Origin of the sequence: Micromonospora sp. NPDC006431, assembly GCF_042870725.1 — a bacterium.
Taxonomy (GTDB): domain Bacteria; phylum Actinomycetota; class Actinomycetes; order Mycobacteriales; family Micromonosporaceae; genus Micromonospora.
Window position 1 is genome coordinate 13,334 of the sequence record NZ_JBIAHQ010000008.1, and the last position, 19,150, is coordinate 32,483.

At 71.2% G+C, this 19,150-nt stretch carries 13 protein-coding genes and 1 pseudogene; 6 read left to right on the forward strand and 8 right to left on the reverse strand.

All coding sequences use genetic code 11. The features are described 5' to 3' along the window. Positions 1-33 precede the first annotated feature (33 nt). The 3 genes from ACFYM6_RS16025 to ACFYM6_RS16035 are packed head-to-tail and all read left to right on the forward strand — an operon-like array spanning position 34 to position 3,994. On the forward strand, positions 34-987 hold the full coding sequence (locus tag ACFYM6_RS16025; protein ID WP_387276062.1) for a sugar kinase: 954 nt from the start codon (positions 34-36) through the stop codon (positions 985-987). After that, positions 984-2,504, forward strand: coding sequence for a UxaA family hydrolase (locus ACFYM6_RS16030; protein WP_387276064.1), 1,521 nt, complete (start codon positions 984-986; stop codon positions 2,502-2,504). Before ACFYM6_RS16025 ends, ACFYM6_RS16030 begins: the two co-directional genes overlap by 4 nt. Beyond that, positions 2,501-3,994: a mannitol dehydrogenase family protein gene (locus tag ACFYM6_RS16035; RefSeq protein WP_387276066.1), complete on the forward strand. Its 1,494-nt coding sequence runs from the start codon at positions 2,501-2,503 to the stop codon at positions 3,992-3,994. The genes ACFYM6_RS16030 and ACFYM6_RS16035 overlap by 4 nt, the downstream gene beginning before the upstream one ends. A 70-nt stretch (positions 3,995-4,064) precedes the next feature. On the opposite strand, the pseudogene ACFYM6_RS16040 reads toward ACFYM6_RS16035, so the two are convergent. Next, a pseudogene (locus tag ACFYM6_RS16040) lies at positions 4,065-4,223 on the reverse strand (IS110 family transposase); the annotation flags it as partial. A gap of 219 nt (positions 4,224-4,442) precedes the next feature. Between ACFYM6_RS16040 and ACFYM6_RS16045 the strand changes: the two are divergent. Next, complete coding sequence (locus ACFYM6_RS16045; RefSeq protein WP_387276067.1) at positions 4,443-6,296, forward strand: xylan 1,4-beta-xylosidase; 1,854 nt, start codon at positions 4,443-4,445, stop codon at positions 6,294-6,296. A gap of 215 nt (positions 6,297-6,511) precedes the next feature. Here ACFYM6_RS16045 and ACFYM6_RS16050 read toward each other — a convergent pair whose 3' ends face one another. From ACFYM6_RS16050 to ACFYM6_RS16070, 5 genes are read right to left on the reverse strand one after another with little or no spacing between them, the layout of a single operon-like run. Continuing rightward, entirely contained in the window at positions 6,512-8,056 is a 1,545-nt protein-coding gene (locus tag ACFYM6_RS16050) for a glucoamylase family protein (RefSeq protein WP_387276069.1), read from the reverse strand. Positions 8,057-8,085: 29 nt separating this feature from the next. Continuing rightward, complete coding sequence (locus ACFYM6_RS16055) at positions 8,086-8,934, reverse strand: carbohydrate ABC transporter permease (protein ID WP_387276071.1); 849 nt, start codon at positions 8,932-8,934, stop codon at positions 8,086-8,088. A gap of 2 nt (positions 8,935-8,936) precedes the next feature. Further along, positions 8,937-9,899, reverse strand: coding sequence for a carbohydrate ABC transporter permease (locus ACFYM6_RS16060; protein WP_387276073.1), 963 nt, complete (start codon positions 9,897-9,899; stop codon positions 8,937-8,939). Between the two features lies 1 nt (position 9,900). Further along, positions 9,901-11,169: a sugar ABC transporter substrate-binding protein gene (locus ACFYM6_RS16065; RefSeq protein ID WP_387276075.1), complete on the reverse strand. Its 1,269-nt coding sequence runs from the start codon at positions 11,167-11,169 to the stop codon at positions 9,901-9,903. Between the two features lie 44 nt (positions 11,170-11,213). Continuing rightward, complete coding sequence (locus ACFYM6_RS16070) at positions 11,214-12,245, reverse strand: LacI family DNA-binding transcriptional regulator (RefSeq protein WP_387276076.1); 1,032 nt, start codon at positions 12,243-12,245, stop codon at positions 11,214-11,216. Positions 12,246-12,364: 119 nt separating this feature from the next. On the opposite strand from ACFYM6_RS16070, the gene ACFYM6_RS16075 reads away from it, so the two are divergent. Next, positions 12,365-14,785, forward strand: a complete 2,421-nt coding sequence (locus ACFYM6_RS16075; protein WP_387276078.1) for a beta-galactosidase — start codon at positions 12,365-12,367, stop codon at positions 14,783-14,785. 480 nt (positions 14,786-15,265) lie between these two features. On the opposite strand, the gene ACFYM6_RS16080 is transcribed toward ACFYM6_RS16075, so the two are convergent. Then, a complete protein-coding gene (locus tag ACFYM6_RS16080) occupies positions 15,266-16,537 on the reverse strand; it encodes a glycoside hydrolase family 28 protein (RefSeq protein WP_387276080.1) in 1,272 nt (423 codons plus the stop codon). Positions 16,538-17,097: 560 nt separating this feature from the next. Here ACFYM6_RS16080 and ACFYM6_RS16085 point away from each other — a divergent pair. After that, positions 17,098-18,111, forward strand: coding sequence for a LacI family DNA-binding transcriptional regulator (locus ACFYM6_RS16085; protein WP_387276082.1), 1,014 nt, complete (start codon positions 17,098-17,100; stop codon positions 18,109-18,111). A 2-nt stretch (positions 18,112-18,113) separates the two neighbouring features. On the opposite strand, the gene ACFYM6_RS16090 is transcribed toward ACFYM6_RS16085, so the two are convergent. Continuing rightward, the gene (locus ACFYM6_RS16090; RefSeq protein WP_387276084.1) at positions 18,114-19,130 is read right to left on the reverse strand and encodes a LacI family DNA-binding transcriptional regulator; all 1,017 of its coding nucleotides are present in this window, start codon (positions 19,128-19,130) and stop codon (positions 18,114-18,116) included. Positions 19,131-19,150: the final 20 nt, after the last annotated feature.

The following is a 19,150-nucleotide window of genomic DNA, read 5'->3' on the forward strand; positions in this document are numbered from 1 at the left end:
CACCGTCGCCCTCGAAGACAGCACGGTGCACCCGTGGTGAGCATTGCCCCGGACGTACTCGTCCTCGGCGAGATCCTCGTCGAACTGACCGCGCTCGAACCGCTGCGCGACGGCGCGGCGCTGCGGTTGGGATTCTCCGGAGACGCGCTGAACGCCGCCGCCGCGGCCGCCGCGGCAGGCGCGCACACCTGCCTGCTGGCCCGGGTGCCCGACGACGAACTCGGCGACGAACTGGTGGCCCGGGTGGCCGCGCTCGGCATCGACCCGTCGTGCCTGATCCGCACCCCGGGGCAGCACGGCCTCTACCTGCAGCACGCCGACCCGTCCGGGCAGCGGGAGTTCGTCTACGTCCGGCGCGGCAGCGCCGGCTCCTGCCTGTCCCCCGCCGACGTGCCGCCCGACGTCGCCGAACGCGCGGGCGTGGTGCTCTCCAGCGGCGTCGCCTGCGCGATCTCGACCACGACGTTCGAGGCGGTACAGGTGGCCGCACGCGCCGCGAACTGCTTCGTCTACGACCCGAACTGGCGGCCACGACTCGTCGACGCGGACACCGCCGCCGGCCACCTGCGGGCGCTGGCCCCGCACGCCCGGCTGGTCACCCCGGCGTGGCCCCGCGAGGCCGCAGCGCTGCTCGGCGCCGCGGTGACGGATCCCGCCGAGGCGTGCGCCGCGTTCCGCGCGCTCGGGGCGGCAGCGGTCGCCCTCACCCGGGGCGCCGACGGCGTGCTGCTGGACGACGGCCGGCAGCAGACCGAGCTGCCCGCGTATCCCGCCGAACGGATCGTCGACCAGACCGGCGCCGGGGACGTGCTGGCCGGCACCGTCGCCGCCCGGCTCGCCCTCGGCGACGACCTGCCCGACGCGATCCGGCTGGGCGCGGCCGCGGCGGCGCTGTCGCTGCGCGGCCACGGCGGCACCGGATACCTGCCGGCGCTCGACGAGACCCGCCGGCTGGTCGCGCAAACCGAAGTGGAGGTGTCGGGATGAGCCTGGTGGTGTTGCACGAGGGCGACGACGTCGCGGTGGCGATCACCGCGATGCCGGACGGGACGTCCGTCGCGGTCCGCGGCGGGGGCGAGGTGACGCTGCGCGGTGACCTGCCCGCCGGGCACAAGGTCGCCTTGCGGGACCTGCCCGTCGGGGCGCTGGTGCGCAAGTACGGCCAGGTGATCGGGCGTACCCTCGCCGAGGTCCGTGCCGGGGAGCATATGCACGGGCACAACCTCGGCATGCCGCAGGACACCGCCGCCCGGACGGCGCAGGGACAACCGGCGCCGGCCGCGCCGCTGCCCGCCGACCTGCGGCGGACGTTCCACGGCTACCGCCGGCCGGACGGCCGGGTGGCCACCCGCAACTACGTCGGGGTCCTGACCACCGTCAACTGTTCGGCGACCGTGGCGCGCAAGGTCGCCCGGCTCACCGAGGACGTGGCCGAGGAGGTCGACGGAGTCGACGGGGTGGTTGCCCTGACCCACGGCACCGGCTGCGGCATGGCCGCGCAGGGTGACGGCTGGGAACTGCTGCGCCGCACCCTGGCCGGCTACGCACGCAACCCGAACATCGGTGGGCTGGTCGTCGTCGGGCTCGGCTGCGAGGTCAACACGGTGACCGGCCTGATGGCGGACCTCGGCGTGGCCGAGCACGTACCGGTGTCGTCGTACACCATCCAGGAGCTGGGCGGCACGTCCTCGGCCGTGCGGCGCGGCGTGGAACTGGTCCGGGGCATGATCGACGACCTGGCCGGCGGGGCCCGCACCGAGGTCGACGTGGCGGAGCTCGTCCTCGGCCTGCAGTGCGGAGGGTCCGACGGCTGGTCCGGCCTGACCGCGAATCCGGCCCTGGGCGTCGCCTCGGACCTGCTGGTCGCCGCCGGCGCGACCAGCGTCCTGGGTGAGACGCCGGAGGTGTACGGCGCGGAGCATCTGCTGGCCGCCCGGGCCACGGACCCGGCGGTGGCCGACGCGCTGATGACGCGCATCCGCTGGTGGGAGGAGTACACCCGGCAGCAGGGCACGACGCTGGACGCGAATCCCTCACCGGGCAACAAGGCCGGCGGCATCACCACCATCCTCGAGAAGTCGCTGGGCGCGGTCGCCAAGGCGGGCCACAGCCCGCTGGCGGCCGTCCGGGAGTACGGCGAGCAGATTCCCCGGCCGGGCCTGGTGTTCATGGACACCCCCGGCTACGACCCGGTCTCGGTGACCGGCATGGTCGCCGGCGGGGCGAATCTGATCTGCTTCACCACCGGCCGCGGTTCGGTCTTCGGCAGCCGCCCCGTGCCGACGGTCAAGCTGGCCACCAACGCGGAGCTGGCCACCCGGATGGCCGACGACATCGACCTGGACTGCTCTGCGGTGGTCGAGCAGGGCGTACCGCTGCCGGAGATGGGCCGCCGGGTGTACGACCTGCTGCTCGACGTGGCGTCGGGCCGGCGCACCGCCAGCGAGGAGCTGGGCCTGGGCGGCGAGGAGATCGTGCCGTGGCAGCTGGGAGCGGTGCTGTGACCGACCGGACGGGAACCGGGCAGCGGCTGCGCCTCGACACGCTGGAGCGGCTCACCGGGCCAGGCCAGGGCTGGCGCGGCCCGGAGGTGAATCCGCGCGCGCTGCGCGTCGGGATCGTGCACCTGGGGATCGGCGCGTTCCATCGGGCCCACCAGGCCGTCTTCACCGAGCTGGCCGCCGCGGCGACGGGCCGCGACGACTGGGGCATCACCGGCGTCACCCAGCGGTCGGCGTCCGTGCGGGAGCAACTGACGCCGCAGGACGGCCTCTACACGGTGCTCGAACGGGCCGCCGACGTGGCATCGCTGCGTGTCATCGGCAGCGTCCGGGAGGTCGTCTTCGGCGGCGCCGACCCGGCGGCGGTGGTCGACCGGATCGCCGACCCGGCCGTACGCGTGGTCACGCTGACCGTGACCGAGAAGGGATACCGGCGCGACGGCGCCGGCGGCCTGGACCGGGCCGATCCGCAGGTCGCGGCCGACCTCGCCGGCCAGCCGCCCGCAACCGCCGTCGGCCAGCTGGTGCGCGGGCTGCAGCATCGCCGGTCGCGAAGCGGCGCACCGATCACCATCCTGTCCTGCGACAACCTGACCGGAAACGGGCAGGTGCTGCGCGCACTGGTGGACGACTTCGTGGACGCGCTGCCGCCGTCGCAGGCAGCGGGGCTCGCCGACTGGATCGCGACGTCGGTACGTTTCCCGTCCTGCATGGTCGACCGGATCGTGCCGGCCACGACCGAGGAGGACCGCGCGGACGCCCGCCGGATGCTCGGCCTCGAGGACCGGGGCGTGGTGGTCGCCGAACCGTTCAGCCAGTGGGTCATCGAGGACGACTTCGCCGCCGACCGACCCGCCTGGGAACGCGTCGGCGCGGTCCTGACCAGGGACGTCGCCGGGTGGGAGGCGGTGAAGCTGCGCATGCTCAACGCGAGCCACTCGCTGCTCGCCTACCTGGGCGCCCTGTCGGGATACGACACGATCGCGGGCGCGCTGTCCGACGACCGGCTCGCGGCGGCTGCCGAAGCGCTGATGGTGCAGGATGTGGCGCCCACCCTGCGGGTGCCGGACGGGCTTGATCTCGACGACTACCGGCGTCAGGTGCTGACCCGCTTCGCCAACCCGGCGCTGCGGCACCGCACGGTGCAGGTCGCGATGGACGGGTCGCAGAAACTGCCGGTGCGGCTGCTGGGCACGGTTCGGGACCGCCTGTCCGCCGGGGAGGTGCCACGGCACGCGACGCTCGCGGTCGCGGCCTGGATGGTGTACGTCGCGCGGGGCCGCGACGTGCGGGGGCGAGAGCTGCCGCTGGACGATCCCCTAGCTGACCGGCTGCGTGCCGCGGCGGCGCCGGCCGACGGTGATCCGCATCGTCTCGTCGACTCGCTGCTGGGAGTACCGGAGATCTTCGGCGCGGACCTTGCCGAGCACGACGGCTTCCGGGCGGCGCTGATCGACCACGTCGCGCGGTTGCTGAAGGGCGAGCCGGTCTGACCCGACGGTGGCGCTGTCCCCTGCGGGGTCAGCGCCACCGTCGGTTGTCTCCCGGGCGACGTAGCCCAATGAGGCAGCGCATGATCTCGAGCTTGGACATGCCTTCGGCGGTGCGGCGGGCGACGTATGCCTTGGTGCGGTCGTCGACGCGTAGTCGGGAGATGACGGCCATGTGCAGGGGCTGTTGGCGGCACGGTCGGTGGCCGGGGCGAGAAAGACCTCGCCTGCGAGGCGATCGCCGCGATCGTCGCCGCGCGACCGGCGGCACGGGTCCGTAGCGAACATGGCGTATCCGGCGCTGGCCCGGAGGAAGCCCTCGTGGGTGAGCAGGGGCCGCCGCCGCAGCCCGCGAGGGGACCACATCCGTACGTCGGCGGGATCGCGCGGGCGACGGTAACCGGTTACAGTCCTCGAAACCGGATCAACCACGACCGCCAGGAGGCACCCGGTGACGAACGCCAGCGGAACCCGGCCGTCCGACGCCCGGACCGATTGGGAAGCCCGCATAGCGCGCCGCAGCGACGAAGGCGGCACGGCCGCGCTACCCGACCTGCCCCCGCCTGCCGGGCTCACCGCCACCCCGGGCCACGGACACGTCCGCCTCTCCTGGCAGCCCGTCGACGGCGCGGTCGGCTACCTGGTGCACCGTGCACCGCTGGACGGCGACCGGGTGTCCGGGCCGTTCACCCCGGTGGACCACCTCGGCGGAGACGTGCTCTCCGTGCCCGACACCTGGTACGTCGACACCACCGGCACCCCGGGCGAACGGTACGCGTATGCGGTGGCCGCCGTACCCGAGGTGACCGTGACCGGCGCGCTGAGCGGCCCGGTCCCGGCGGCCGCCCTGCCGGCCGCCGGTGAACCGCCCACCGTCACGCTGCACCTCGACGCGGACGCCGCGGGCACCACCCTGCACCGGCCCTGGCAGCCGATGATCGGCAGCGAGCGGCTGTCCCAACTGCTCTGCCGGGACCGCTCCGGCGGCCGGGAGATCGGCGCCGAACTGCTGGCCGCGCTCCGCCGGGTACGCGACGAGATCGGCGTGACCACCGTGCGGGCGCACTCGATCCTGCACGACGACCTCGGCGTCTACCGCGAGGTCGACGGCGAGCCGGTGTACGACTTCAGCCGGGTGGACCAGGTCTACGACCTGCTGCTGAGCATCGGCATGACGCCGGTGGTGGAGATCGGGTTCATGCCCCACGACCTGGCCAGCGACCCGGACCGCACCGTCTTCACCTACCGCGGCATCATCTCCCCGCCGCGCGACTGGGACCGGTGGTCCGGGCTGGTCCGGGCGCTGGTGGCCCACCTGCTGGACCGGTACGGCGAGCAGGTGCTCGGTTGGGACTTCGAGGTGTGGAACGAGGCCAACCTGGAGGTCTTCTGGTCCGGCAGCCGCGAAGAATGGATGCGGCTGTACGACGTGACCGCCCGCGCGGTCAAGGACGTCGACCCGCGAATCCCGGTGGGCGGCCCCTCGTCGGCCGCCGCCGGTTGGGTGGACGCGTTGCTGGAGCACGCCGCCCGGTCCGGGGCGCCGGTGGACTTCGTCTCCACCCACACGTACGGCAGCCCGCCGCTGGACCTGCGGCCCACCCTGGCCCGCCTCGGCTTCCCCGACGCGCGGATCCTGTGGACCGAGTGGGGAGTCACCCCCACCCACTTCCACCCGGTCAACGACGGCACCTCGGCCGCCACCTTCCTGCTCACCGGCATGCGGTCGGCCGCCGGCCGGGTCGACGCGCTGTCCTACTGGGTAGCCAGCGACCACTTCGAGGAACTCGGCCGGCCGCCGAGGCTGCTGCACGGCGGGTTCGGCCTGCTCACCGTCGGCGGCATCGCCAAGCCGCGCTACCACGCCCTGCACATGCTCGCCCAGCTCGGCGAGACCGAACTTCCCGTGCGGGCCGCCGGCGACGGCGCCGACGGCCTGGTGCAGACCTGGGCCAGCCGGCGCGCCGATGGCAGCCTCGCGATCCTGGTCTGGGTGGCCACCCTCGACCAGGACAAGCGGGACGGTGATCCGGCGCTGGCCCGGCGGATCCGGCTGGTCATCGACCACGCTGCCGGCCGGCCCGCCGTGGTCTCCCGGCTCGACCGGGAACACGGTGACATCACCACCCTCGCGGACCGGTTGGGCGTCGCCGACTGGCCGACCGACGAGCAGTGGGCCGCGCTGCGCGCCGCTGACCAGCTCCCGGTGGAGAAGGTGCAGCCGGTCGCCGAGGCCGGGGCCGCGGTGATCGAGCTGGACCTGCCGCAGCCCGGGGCGGTGCTGGTCGAGGTCTTCGGGGCCTGAGGCGGGCCCGCCCCCGGGCCGGGTTAGGCCGTGCCGGCTCGTGCAGGTCCCCGCAAGATCATACTTCCGTGAGGTAGGCCCTCAGCCGGTGGCTGAGGGCCTACTTCCCGGATCAAACGTGACCAGGGCATTTGCTAACCGAACGACGCACGCCCCCTTTGGCACGATCCACGGGTTCGACAGGTGCTACACCTGGGCCGCGATGTCACTCGCCGTCATGAAGCGGCCCCGCGCAGCTGCGGAAGGTCCTGGTTGGCCGGAACGTTGAACGTCTCCTGTGCGATCAGTGGACGGATCCGGCGTTCGAACTGCGGCGAGACGAACGCGCGGCGGACGAGGTCGTCGGCGAGCTCGTTGCCGAGCGCCCCCATGATCATGGCCTGGTCGAGCGAGAGGTGGCGCTTGGCCACGGTGCCGCTGCCGACCGCGATCGCGTCGTAGAAGCCGCCGGGGCCGTACGAGTCGAAGTTGGCCTTGAGCCGGGCGAGGTTGTCGACGACCGCTCCCTTGGCGTACGGGAGAGCGAGGAACGCCGCGTGCGGGGTCACCACGCCGTCGCCGTAGTCGGGGTCCGGGCCGGCCGGGCGGCAGTCGCCGAACCCCGCGTCGTACTTCGAGCGCTCCATATCGGACGGGTAGCCGTCGGTGTCCATGCCCATCGCGTCGACACCCCAGGCCATGTAACCGCCGGCCGGGTCGCTGGCTGGGGAGAAGCCCCAGTAGCCGTACCCGGCGTCATTCATCCCGTGCTCGATCTGGCCCGCGACCGTCGCGGGGTGGTTGCGGCCCCAGCTGTTGGGTGCCCACCTTGCTTCGGGCACGAACAGGTCGGGCATCAGCGCCTCGAACATGTCGCCGCCCCAGCTGGGTACGAACTGGATGCCGCGGTACTGGTACGCGCCCTCGTACACCGGAACGCCCTCGTAGGTGGTGTTGAAGCCGACCGGCTGCATCTCGTGCCAGCTCCAGTCGCAGGTGGCCGGCAGGGTGCGCATCGTGTTGTAGTAGGCCTTTGGCGGGATCTGGCCCATCGCGATGCCGAGGTACGTCGCGATGCGCGGTTCGGTGACCGTGATGTCGTAGTGGTTGCAGGTGAACCAGACGCCGTCGCGCTGCCGTGAGCATCCCGGGGGCGGCGCGTCCCAGAAGCCGCCGGCGATCAGGCCGCTGGCCCCGAACGGGGTGGCCGCCGCCGGGTTGTAGTAGAAGCCGAAGTTCATCTTCCGCAGGATCGCGTCGGCCTTGCCACGCAGCTCCGGCACGGCGCCCTTGACCACGTTGAGCGCGGCCGCGAGCCAGCCGTTGTCCACACTGGACAAGAACGGGTAGACGGTGCTGCCGTTGTCGGGCCAGACCGTGACGACGGAGCCGTCCCGCGGGTCGTACCAGTTGTAGTACATGCCTGACGCGGTGTGGTGCTTGAGCCCGGCGAGCGTGTCGAGGGTCTTGGCGATCCGGTCGCGGGCTTCCGCCTTGGAGATGATGCCGAGCTCGCGGGCGACCACCGCGGACCACATGTATCCGCCGATGTTGGTGGGGGACGTGTAGGTGGAGCGGCCGCCCGCGGCCAGGTCACCGGTGATGTTGTCGGCGACCAGGCCGGTGCCGGGGTCGGTCATGGCGACCATCGACCGCCATGTGTCCTTGGCATAGCCGAGCAGGGCCCGGTCGGCGCCGCGCTCGTCGGGTGCCGCGACGGCGGCCGAGCCGCCTGCCAGCACGAGTGCCAGCGCGAGGAGTGGTGCGAGAAGGCGTCGCATGGGTCTCCTTGTCTGGTTCCGGGGATGGACTATTTGATTCCAGTGGTCGCGATGCCGCGCAGGAAGTGCCGCTGGAGGAGCAGGAACACGATGAGCACCGGAAGCACGACGACGACGGCTCCCGCGAGGAGCAGACCGTAGTTGCGTTCGTTCTCGCCGACGCTGTAGAGCGCGAGGGCGACCGGCAACGTGTACTTGTCCTCCGTGGTGGCGACCACGAGGGGCCACAGGAAGTTGTTCCAGGAAGCGAGGAACGTGAGGATCCCGAGGGTGGCCAGTGCCGGCCGGCACAGGGGCAGCACCACCCGCCAGAAGATCCGGAACTCGCCGGCGCCGTCGACCCGGGCCGCCTCGATGAGCTCGTCGGGGATCGACTGGAGGAACTGCCGCATGAGGAACACGCCGAACGGTCCGACGAGGAACGGCAGGATCAGGCCGGCGTACGTGTTGGTCAGGCCCATGTTGCTGACCAGCACGAACTGCGGGACGAAGGTCACCATGCCAGGCACCATGAGCATGCCGAGCACGGCTAGGAAGAGCGCCCGCTTGCCGGGGTACCGCAGTTTGGCCAGCGCGTACCCGACGAGCGAGCAGAACAGCAGGTTGCCGACCGTGACCAGGGTCGCGACCAGCGCGGAGTTGAAGAAGTAGAGCGGGAAGTCGAGCCGGGAGAACAGCCCGCGGAAGTTCTCCAGGGTGAGCGTCTCGGGCCACCAGGTGGCCGGCACATCGCGGATCTCCCGCTCCGGCTTGAGCGACGAGAGCGCCATCCAGACGTACGGTCCGGCCACGGCAAGCAGCCCGAGGACCAGGACGACATAGAGCACGGCCTTCGCGACCCGGTCACGGGTGCGCGGGGCGGCGTTCATCATGACCATCGTCAGTTCCTCTCCCCCAGCAGGCGGAACTGCACGACCGACAGCGCCACGATCGCCAGGAAGAGCACGTAGCTGGCGGCGGCCGCGTAGCCGTAGTTGCCGAAGCCGAACTGGTTGTAGATGTGGAACGAGACCGACAGCGTTGAGGAGAGCGGGCCGCCCTGCGTCATGACGAGCGGCTCCTCGAAGAACTGGAGGTAGCCGATACCGGTGACCACCCCGCCGAAGAGCAGCGCCGGCCGCAGCATCGGCAGGGTGACGTTGCGGAACTGCTGCCACCGCGTCGCGCCGTCGAGCGTCGCCGCCTCGTAGAGGTCGGCCGGCACCGCCTGGAGTCCGGCCAGGAAGATCACCATCAGGAAGCCGAAGTTGCGCCACGCCGCCATGACGATCAGCGACGGCAGCGCGAGCCTGGTGTCGTACAGCCAGCTCGGCCCGTCGATCCCGACCAGTCGCAGCAGGTTGTTGACCAGCCCGACCTCCGGGTCGAGCAGGAAGCGCCAGATCACCGCGAGCGCCACGATGCTGGTCACGACCGGCAGGTAGAAACCGACCCGAAACAGCACGCGGAAGCGTACGAGCCCGGAGTTGAGCGCCGTCGCTGCGGCCAGCGCCAGCACCATCGTCAGCGGCACCCCGACGACGACGAAGGCCAGCGTGTTGACCGACGACCGCAGGAACAGGTCGTCGGAGAACAGGCGGGTGTAGTTGTCGAGGCCGACGACGTTGACGGCGAGCGGGTTACGCAGGTCGGTGGAGCGCAGGTCGGTAAAGCTCATGACCAGCGACGCCACCACCGGCAGCGCCATAAACACGAGGAACAACACGGTGAAGGGCGCGGAGAAGGCCCAGCCGGTCAGCGCCCGCCGCAGGCGTTGACGCCGCCGGACCGACCCGGCGGGCCGGTCGGGGCTGGTCGCCCCGACCGGTCGCGCCGGTGCCGTCGCCGCGGAGGCGCCGGTCATGTCAGCTCCCGGTCCCGATGGCGCTCACCTGCTGCTGGATCGCCTTCGCCGTCGCGGCCGGATCAGCGTTCTGCTTGCACAGCTTCTCGGCCTCGAGGTCGAAGGCGGCCGCGATCTGCTCCCAGGTCGTGATCGTCGGCGGCGCCTTGGCACTCTTGAGCTGCTGGCCGAACGCGGTCAGGAAGGTGTCGCCAGAGAGCGTCGAGTCGGTCCAGGCCGACTGCACGGCGGGCAGGTCCTTGACCGCCTGGTACCACTTGACCTGCACCTCGGGCTTGCTCAGCCACTGCACGAACTTCCAGCCGCCGTCACGGTTCTTGGCGTCCTTGAAGACCGCGAGGTTGCTGCCGCCAATGAACGAGGTCGACGACTTCTTCATCGGCATCTGCGCGACCGCGTACTTGTCCTTGAAGCCGGGACCGCCCTGCTCCTCGACGATGCCCATGTGCCATGGGCCAGAAATGAACGCGCCGATCTCACCCTTGACGAAGCCCGGCTCGAGCGAGCCGTCCGGCAGCGCGGTCGGGGACAGGCCCTCCTTGAAGAAGGACTGGTAGTAGGCGAGCGCCTCGGTCATCTCCGGGGTGTCGAAGCTCAGCTTGTCTGCGCTGGCCACGTCGGCGCCGTTGGACCAGGCGAACGGCAGGACCGACTGCCAGCTGCCGGTCTTGCCGGGCTGGAGGTTGAGGCCCCACTTGGCGCCGGCCTTGTCCTTCATGCCCTTGGCCATGGCCTTGAGGTCGTCCCACGTCTTCGGGCCGTCCGGGAACCCGGCCTTGGCGGCCAGGTCCTTGCGGTAGTAGATCAGCCGGGTCTCGACGTACCACGGGACGCCGTAGGAGGTGCTGTCGACGATCGTGGTGTCCCAGGCGCCGGGGAAGAAGTCGTCTTTCTTGATCAGATCCGACGGGGTCGGGTCGAGCGCGCCGGTCTTGGCGAACTCGCCCTGCCAGGTGGTACCGATCATCGACACGTCCGGCGTCTGCTTCGCGGCGATGGCGCTCGCGATCTTCTGGTGCGCCGCGTCCCAGGGCACCGCCGTCACGGAGACCTTGGCGTCGGGGTTCTCGGTGGAGAACTCCTTCGCGAACTCGGCGAGCTTCTCGCCTTCGGTGCCCATCGCCCAGACGGTGATGTCCCCGCTCGCCTTGCCCGCGCCGACGGACTTCGCCTCTTCCTGGCCGCCGCCCGAGTCACGGCCACAACCGGCCAGCGCGACCGACGCGGCCAGGACGATCCCAGCCGCGGCGGCTAACCGCCTACTTCTCATGTCGTACCTCCAGGGGGTTGGTGGTTTTCCAGGGGGTGAGCTGTTCACCTGCCGGTGCCTCCGGTCGGGGGCGCCGGGCAGCCGCAACTGCGGCGCAGGACGAGTTCGGTGGGCAGCACGAGACCGCCCACAGGGGTGTCGCCGGGCTGGCCAGCGGCACGCAGGATCAGCCGGGCCGCTTCGGCGGTGAGCTCGCGGACGGGTTGCCGGACGGTGGTCAGGGCGGGGGTGACGAGAGCGGCGGCCGGCATGTCGTCGAAGCCGGTGATGATCAGGTCCTGCGGCACCCGCAGGCCCCGGCCAAGGGCGCCGACCAGCACACCGAGAGCGGTCTCGTCGTTGGCGCAGACCACCCCGGCGGGCCGGGGCGTGTCGCCGCCCAGCAACTGGTCGGCAGCGAGCACCCCGTCGGCCTGCTGCATACTGACCGCGACCGGCTCGGCGGGCGGCTCGATGCCGAGGTCGTGGTGCGCCCGCCGGAAGGCGGCCCAGCGTTCACTGACGTCGGGCGAGCCCGCCGGGTTGCCGACGAAGACCAGATCGCGCAGGTCGTGGTCGGCGAGCAGGTGTCGGGTGAGCGCCAGCATGCTGCCGGAGTTGTCGGCGCGTACCGAGGGGATGTCGCCGGGGCCCTCGCCGGCGACCACCACCACGGGGACCATCTCGGCAAGCCGGAGCAGCGTCTCGTCGGAGATGGTGCCGCCCATGACGGCGACACCGTCCACCCGGCGGCCCATCTCCAGCACCTGGTCGTCGGAGTCGGACCGCAGGTGCGTGCAGAGGATGTGCACGCTGGCCCGGGACGGCACCGCCTCGGACTCGAAGCCTTGGATCAGTTCGGTGAAGTAGGGGCCGGACAGGCCGGGGAAGACCAGGCCGAGAGCGCCGTGCCGGCCCGCGGCCAGGGCCCGACCGAGGTGGTCGGGGCGATATCCGTGCTTCTCGATCGCGTCCAGCACCCGGCGGCGCATCTCCTCGGAGACCTGGCCGGTGCCGTTGGAGACCCGGGAGACGGTGGCCACGGAGACGCCGGCGAGCTTTGCGATCTCGCGAACCGTCATGCGGCTGTTGCTCATCGCTCCCTCGATCCGTAACGTGCGGTTAACAGAAACCGGTTTCAGCCGACCATAGGCAGCCGAGACGAAGTTCACAAGCCTCTGATCCACAATCTCCCGCGTGAGGAGCTCTGCCCCATATGACAGAAGTGCTGCTCCGGGATCGCAGGATCCTCATCAACGGCCGGCCCGAGCTGCTGCTCGCCGGTGAGGTGCACTACTTCCGCCTCGCCCAGGCCGACTGGGCGGACCGGCTCGACCGGCTCCGCGACTGCGGCGCCGACACCGTCGCCACATACGTGCCGTGGCTGTGGCACGAACTGCCCGACGGCTCGGTCGACCTGACCGGGCGTACTCACGAGCAACGCGACCTGGCCGGCTTCCTCGACCTCGCGCACCAGCATGGGCTGCGGGCCGTGGTCCGCCCCGGCCCGTTCGTCATGGCCGAGGTCAAGAACGAGGGCATCCCCTACCGGGTGTACGACGAGCACCCGCACCTGCTGCCCACCACCTGGGACGGCGCGCCGATCAGCACCCGCACCATCGACTACCTGGCGCCGGAGTTCCTCGCCGCGGCCGACGGCTGGTACGCCCAGGTGATGCCGCTGGTCGCGCAGCGGCTCGCGCCGCGCGGCGGCCCCGTGGTGGCGGTCCAACTCGACAACGAGATCGGGATGCTGTCCTGGGTGACCAACTCCCCCGACCTCACCGACGGCCTCTGCGCCGACCTGGCACGATGGGCCGTCGAACGGTACGGCAAGGACACCGCCGCGGCGCGGATCGGCGCCGACCCGGCCGATCCGCCGGCGTGGGCGGCCGCCCTGCGTACCCCGGTCGAGGAACGCTCCCTGGCGCTGCACGACGACCTCGGGCGCTACATGCGGGACCGCTACCGCCGGTACGTGGCGGCGCTGCGAGCCAGCGCCGAGCGGTACGGGGTGAGCGGGGTGCCGTTCCTGGTCAACGTGCACGGCACCGGCGGCGGGCGGGGACGCACCTTCCCGATCGGGATCAGCCAGCTCATGGAGTCGTACCGCGGGCAGCCGCAGCTCACCTCCGGCTCGGACTTCTACCTCGGCGACCTCACCGTCAGCAACGTCGCCGACCTCTACGTGTGCAACGCCTTCCTGGCCGCCGCGCACGACGGCGACCAGCCACTGACCTGCCTGGAGTTCGAGGCCGGCAACGGCGACTACGGCGAGGACCTGTCGACGCGCTACCCGCCCGAGGCGATCGACCTGAAGACCCGGATCTGCGTGGCGCAAGGCAACCGGCTGCTCAACCTCTACCTGTTCGCCGGCGGCCACAACCCGCCGCTGGCCGAACCGGTCGGCGACGGCAACGACCGGATCGCGTTCACCGGCGAGCGGCACGGCTTCGCCGCCCCGGTCGGCCCGGAGGGGCAGCTAAACCCGACGTATCCCGCAGCCCGGCGAGCGCTGCACGCCGTACGCGGGGTGGCCGACCTACTCGCCGACGGCGACGAGGAACACGACGGGCTCGCCCTCGGTTTCGTACCCGACCACTACCTGACCGAGTACCACCACCCGGCGTCCACCAACCGGTCCGAGCAGGTCGCCGAGCTGGAACGGTTCCGCGGCATGGGCGCGCGGGACGTGCTGGCGCGGGCGCTGCTGCTCGCCGGGTACTCGTTCCCCGCAGTGGACCTGCAGGCTCCGGCGGGCGGCGCAGCACAGGGGCCGGCCGGCACGCCGCCGGTGCTGGTGCTGGCCACCGCCCCCACCCTTGGTTCGGACGTCCAGCAGCGGCTGGTCGACCATCTGCGGGCCGGCGGCCGGCTGTTGCTGCACGGACCACTGCCCACCCGCGACCACGACGGCACGCCGTGCACCCTGCTGGCCGACGCGCTCGGGGTGCGGGCGGACGGTTGGCTGGAGGGCGGCCCACACTACTTCCCGTCGGTGGTGGGCCACGCCTGGGCGGCCCGCGCCGCCGAGGTCCGGGTCGGCTACGCCCAACTGCTCACCGGGTCGGGTGAACGGCTGCTCACCGAGGTCGGCTCCGGCCGGGCATGCGGCGTCGAGGTGACCGTGGGCGCCGGCCGAGCCGTGCTGATCGCCACCGACTACCCGTGCCACCTGGACTTCTGGCGAGCAGCGCTGGACCGGCTCGGGGTGCGGCCCCGGCTCCGGCACGACGCAGACGAACCCGGGCTGCTCCTCACCTCGACCGTAGACCGATCCGGCCAGCGGCTGCGCCACCTGATCAACGTCGCGCCGTCAGCGATCGAGTTCACACTGTGGCACCGGGACGAACCGGTACTGTCCGGCCGGCGGCTGCGGATCGGCGCCCGCGCCGGGCTGATCCTGCCCGCCGGGGTCCGTGTCGGACCGGCCACGCTGCTGGAGAGCAGCTGCGAACTGGTGGCCCGCAACGGCTCGGAGGTACTGCTCCGGCCGACCCAGACCGAGGATGTCGCGGTCTTCGCCACCGACCGGCCGGTACACGCCGACCGGGGCGAGGTGGCCGTCGCCGACGGCCGAACCACCCTGACCGTCCGGGCCACGGATGGCGAACCGGTCCGGGTCAGAATCGGCTGACCGCCGCTCCCCGGTGGTCAGGGTGTCGATCCCGGTCGACGTGCGCAGCGTCGCCGTAGCCGCGCTGCCCACCAAGGGATCGGTGGCGGATCGGGAAGATCGTGCCGTATGTCATCTGCGACGTCGACGGCACGACGTGGCGGGACGGGCGGCGGCCCGCTCCCCAGGGGGTGGGTCGGCGGCGGACAGTGAGGATGGTGGGGTGGGTCGCCGGGTTGGTCTGACTCACCGGCAGACCGACGATCCTCATCCCGATTCGTCGGCCGGCCCGGTGGCCCCGCGAGCTGCATGTCACCGGCCAGGCGTCGTGACCTGATAGGAGCCCGTGCGAGAGGCGCCCACCAGTGTGTTGTCCGTACGGCCTGACCGGTGACGTGTCCACGTGTTGTCGACGCGGCCGAGAAGGGCGGACCTCACCAGCATCGCAACGAAGAAGCGATCGGTCATCGGTGGTGTCGACGCCCCGCCATGGTGGAGCACCTACTTCCAGTCGAGATTGCCGTCGATCCGGTCGCCGTTGATCATGAGGTTGTCGAAGCGGAGTCGCTCGACGTTCTCGAGGACGAACGGCTTGTCCGCCTTCTTCACCACGATGTCCTTGAGCAGGACGTCCCGCAGCGGCGCGGCCTGCGGACCGTGGACTTCGAGCACCTGACCGGCGGCCTCGACGGTGATGTCGGAGAACACGATGTCGCGGTACACCGGCGGGAAGTTGCCGCCCAGTTCACCGGGGTAGTTCAGCTGGAACCAGATGAGGGTGTCGAAGGACTCGACTGTCATGTTCCGCACGCGGATGTGCTCGACCGTGCCGCCCCGGTCGAGGTTGCCCTTGAACCGGATGGCGGAGGCGCCGGTGCGCAGCACGTTGTCGGTGAAGTAGACGTGGCGGATGTCGCCCGACATCTCACTGCCGAGGGCGATGCCGTCCTCGCCACCCATGTCGTTGTTGCGCACGACGATGTATTCGCTCGGCCGGCCGATGGTCCGCCCGTCGAGGTCTCGGCCCGACTTCACCACCACGGAGTCGTCGCCGGTGCGGAAGGTGTTCTTCTCGATGAGCACGTGGGTGCTCGAGTCGACGTCCACGCCGTCGTTGTTCGCCCGGTGGCTGTCCACGACGAGGTTGCGCACGATGGCGTCGTCCGTGTACACGAGGTGGTTGATCCAAAACGGGGAGTTGTGGATCGTGTAGTCCTGCAGGAGCACCCGCGTGGCGTGGAAGAACTGGACAGCGCTGGGCCTCAGGTAGGTGCCGGAGCCGAAGATCCGCTGCTCGACCGGCACGCCGGTGAAACCCATCTGACGCAGCCGCAGCTGGTCACCCTGCTGCTTCCCCGTCCAGCTGTGGAACTCGTGCTGCTCGTTGCCGTCGATGACGCCCTTGCCGGTGATTGCCACGTCGTGCACGTCATTGGCGTAAATCAGCGGTGAGTAGCCGAACAGCTCAGTGCCCTCCCAGCGGGTGCGCACGACGGGCAGGTAGTCCTTGGCGGCCGGGCTGAACAGCAGCGTGGCTCCCTCGGACACGTGCAGGTCGATTCGGCTGGCCAGATGGATCGGCCCCTTGCTGAACCAACGGCCGGCGGGCAGGACCACCCGCCCGCCACCATCCTGGGAGGCTCGCTTGATGGCGGCCATGATGGCCGGACGCGCGTCGGCGCTGCCGTCGCCCACGGCACCGAAGTCGGTGACCACATAGTCCCGCTTCGGAATGGCGGGCGTCTCGATCTTGTCGACGATCCGCTGGATCATCGCCGAGTCGGCATTGGCGCTGGCTCTGGGGCTCGCGTCGGCTCCGGCGGCCGCGGTGACTATCGAAGCGAGAGCCAGGGCCAGCAGGACGAGGACGGCACGGGGACGGCGTCGGCCTCGTGGTGCTCGCTTCGGTTCCGGCGGTTGCGTCGTCACGGCATTCCCTTTCGGTTCGGGGGAACGGACAGGTGGTGACGGTGGTGCGTTGCGTCGTACGGCGTCGGTCCGGGACTGCCCCGCAGAAACCCGGTCGGGGTCTGCTCATTGCGGGGCGTCGGGAGTTCGGAGGTGACCGTCCACCGACGATCGACCATGCAAACGTTTGCATGGATTATTTCGACCATCACCGCTCCTTGTCAACGGCTGAGGCAACAGATCCGCCGGTCAGCGCAGATCAGGGCCGACCGCCCCCGGTGCCGGGGCGTGCGACGCTCCAGACCCGCGTCGGACGCCCGAACTGCTCCGATCAAACGTTTGCATCGAATGGCGGCTGAGGTGGTCCGCGCATCGATCGCCCCGGTCGTACAGTGGCGACCAGCAATCGGAGCAGGAGGTGCGGTGTGACGGGCGGAAGGCGGGTTCGTCTCGTCGACGTCGCACGCGAAGCGGGCACGTCGGTGTCGACAGTCTCCCGGGTCCTCAACGGCTCGGAACAGATCTCGTTCGAGGTGAGCAACCACGTCCGCTCGGTCGCCGCGCGGCTGGGTTACCGGGCCGACGGCGCGGCGAAGGAGCTCAAGCTCGGCCAGGTCCGCACCATCGGCGTGACCGTGCCCGATCTGGCCAACCCGTTCTTTCCCGAGGTACTCAAGGGCCTCGGCGCCGGGGCGCGCGCGGCGGGCTACCGACTGCTGATCAGCGAGAGTGGGGAGGACCCTGACGAGGAACTGCGGCTGGCGGAGGAGTTGACCAGCCATGCGAGTGCGCTGGTGCTGTGCAGCTCGCGGCTGCGCCCGAAGCACCTCGCCAGGATCCTCGACGGGCCGATCCCGGTCGTCTGCGTCAACCGGACGGCGAAACAGGCGGGGGTGGTCTGCGTCGACTACCGCTCCGGCAGCCGGCAACTGCTGGACCACCTCGCGAACCTCGGCCACCGGCGGATCACGTACGTGGGTGGGCCGCCTGCCTCCTGGTCGGACGGGCAGCGTCGCCGCACGTTGCGCACCCTGACCCGCAAGATGGGCATGCACCTGGCGGAGATCACCGGGGGCTGGTCCGGCGACCACGGGTACAGCGCCGGGCCGGAGCTGCTGGGCACCGGCGCCACGGCGGTGATCACCTTCAACGACCTGGTCGCGATCGGGCTGCTCAGCTGGTTGCACGACACCGGTGTCGCAGTGCCCGGCGCGGTGTCGGTGACCTCGTACGACGACATCCCCATCGCGGCGTACGCGCGACCGCCGCTGACCTCGCTGCGCAACCAGCGCGCACAGCTCGGCCGGCTGGCCTGGGATCACCTGTCGGCGCGCCTGGCCGGTGACCAGTGGCCACAGCCGGTCATGCTCACCCCGACGCTGATCGTCCGCGCCAGCACCGGGCGCCCCTTTGAAAACGGCGGGGCCGATCCCGCCTGAAACTAGCTGCGCCCCCGGCGGGGTGGGGCGGTCGAGCCGCGGACGGCAAGCTCGACCGGCACGCTGGTCGCCGTCGTCGACGGTCCGGTTCCCTCGGTGGCAAGCCGCTGCCAGGCCAGCCGGCCGACGGTCCGCTTGGGCACGGCTACCGTGGTGAGCCCGGGCGGGGTGAGGGCGCTGAGCGGGATGTCGTCGAAACCGGTCACCGAGACATCGCCCGGCACCGTGACGCCGAGTTCGGTGAGCCGGCTCAGCACGCCCAGCGCGACGTAGTCGTTGAAGGCGACGATCGCGGTCGGCTTGTGCCCCAGTGCCTCCTCGGCCACCCGGTGACCGTCCGGGGCCGTCGAGCCGCACGGGATCTGCACGACGTCGAGTCCCCGGCCGGCGGCGGTGCGCAGGGCGCGCCGGCGCTGCCCGTCGGACCAGGCGTGGGGCGGCCCCTGCAGGTAGACGAGACGGCGGTGCCCGAGCGACGCGAGGTGGGCGCACAGCTGTGTCATCCCCTGGTGGTAGTCCACCAGCACCGCCGCCACCGACGGGTGTCGTACCAGGCGGTTGACCAGGACGAGGGCCGGGAGCTTGGTGGCCAGTTCCCGGAGTCGGAGAGCGCTCATCCGGGGTGAGCACAGCATCACGCCGTCCACCCAGCGGCCCAGTTCGGTGGCGGCCCGGTACTCGACCTCGGGATCCTCGTCGGTGTCGGCGACGAGGGTCCGCCAGCCGCGCTCGGCGGCCGCCGGCGTCGCGCCCTTGAGCACCTCGGCGAAGTAGGGATTCGCGAGGTCCGGGACGACGACGCCGACGGTGTGCGAGCGTCCGCTGAGCAACACCTGCGCCGCGGGGTTGGGCCGGTAGTCCAGGTGCGCCGCGGCGTCGCGTACCCGTTGGGCCAGGTCAGCCGAGACCGGCTTGGCGCCGGTCAGCACCCGGGAGACGGTCGCGGTGGACACCTGCGCGAGTCGGGCCACGTCGTGGATGGTCGACCGGGTCGGTGAGCTGCGGGGCGTTCGCTGCACCGCCACATTTGACCATGCGG

Bases quoted from the DNA above. Each gene is read 5' to 3' on its own strand.
- ACFYM6_RS16030 (WP_387276064.1), top strand. From the start codon at position 984: ATGAGCCTGGTGGTGTTGCACGAGGGCGACGACGTCGCGGTGGCGATC.
- ACFYM6_RS16050 (WP_387276069.1), bottom strand. From the start codon at position 8,056: ATGCGACGCCTTCTCGCACCACTCCTCGCGCTGGCACTCGTGCTGGCA.
- ACFYM6_RS16055 (WP_387276071.1), bottom strand. From the start codon at position 8,934: ATGGTCATGATGAACGCCGCCCCGCGCACCCGTGACCGGGTCGCGAAG.
- ACFYM6_RS16060 (WP_387276073.1), bottom strand. From the start codon at position 9,899: ATGACCGGCGCCTCCGCGGCGACGGCACCGGCGCGACCGGTCGGGGCG.
- ACFYM6_RS16065 (WP_387276075.1), bottom strand. From the start codon at position 11,169: ATGAGAAGTAGGCGGTTAGCCGCCGCGGCTGGGATCGTCCTGGCCGCG.
- ACFYM6_RS16070 (WP_387276076.1), bottom strand. From the start codon at position 12,245: ATGAGCAACAGCCGCATGACGGTTCGCGAGATCGCAAAGCTCGCCGGC.
- ACFYM6_RS16075 (WP_387276078.1), top strand. From the start codon at position 12,365: ATGACAGAAGTGCTGCTCCGGGATCGCAGGATCCTCATCAACGGCCGG.
- ACFYM6_RS16080 (WP_387276080.1), bottom strand. From the start codon at position 16,537: ATGATCCAGCGGATCGTCGACAAGATCGAGACGCCCGCCATTCCGAAG.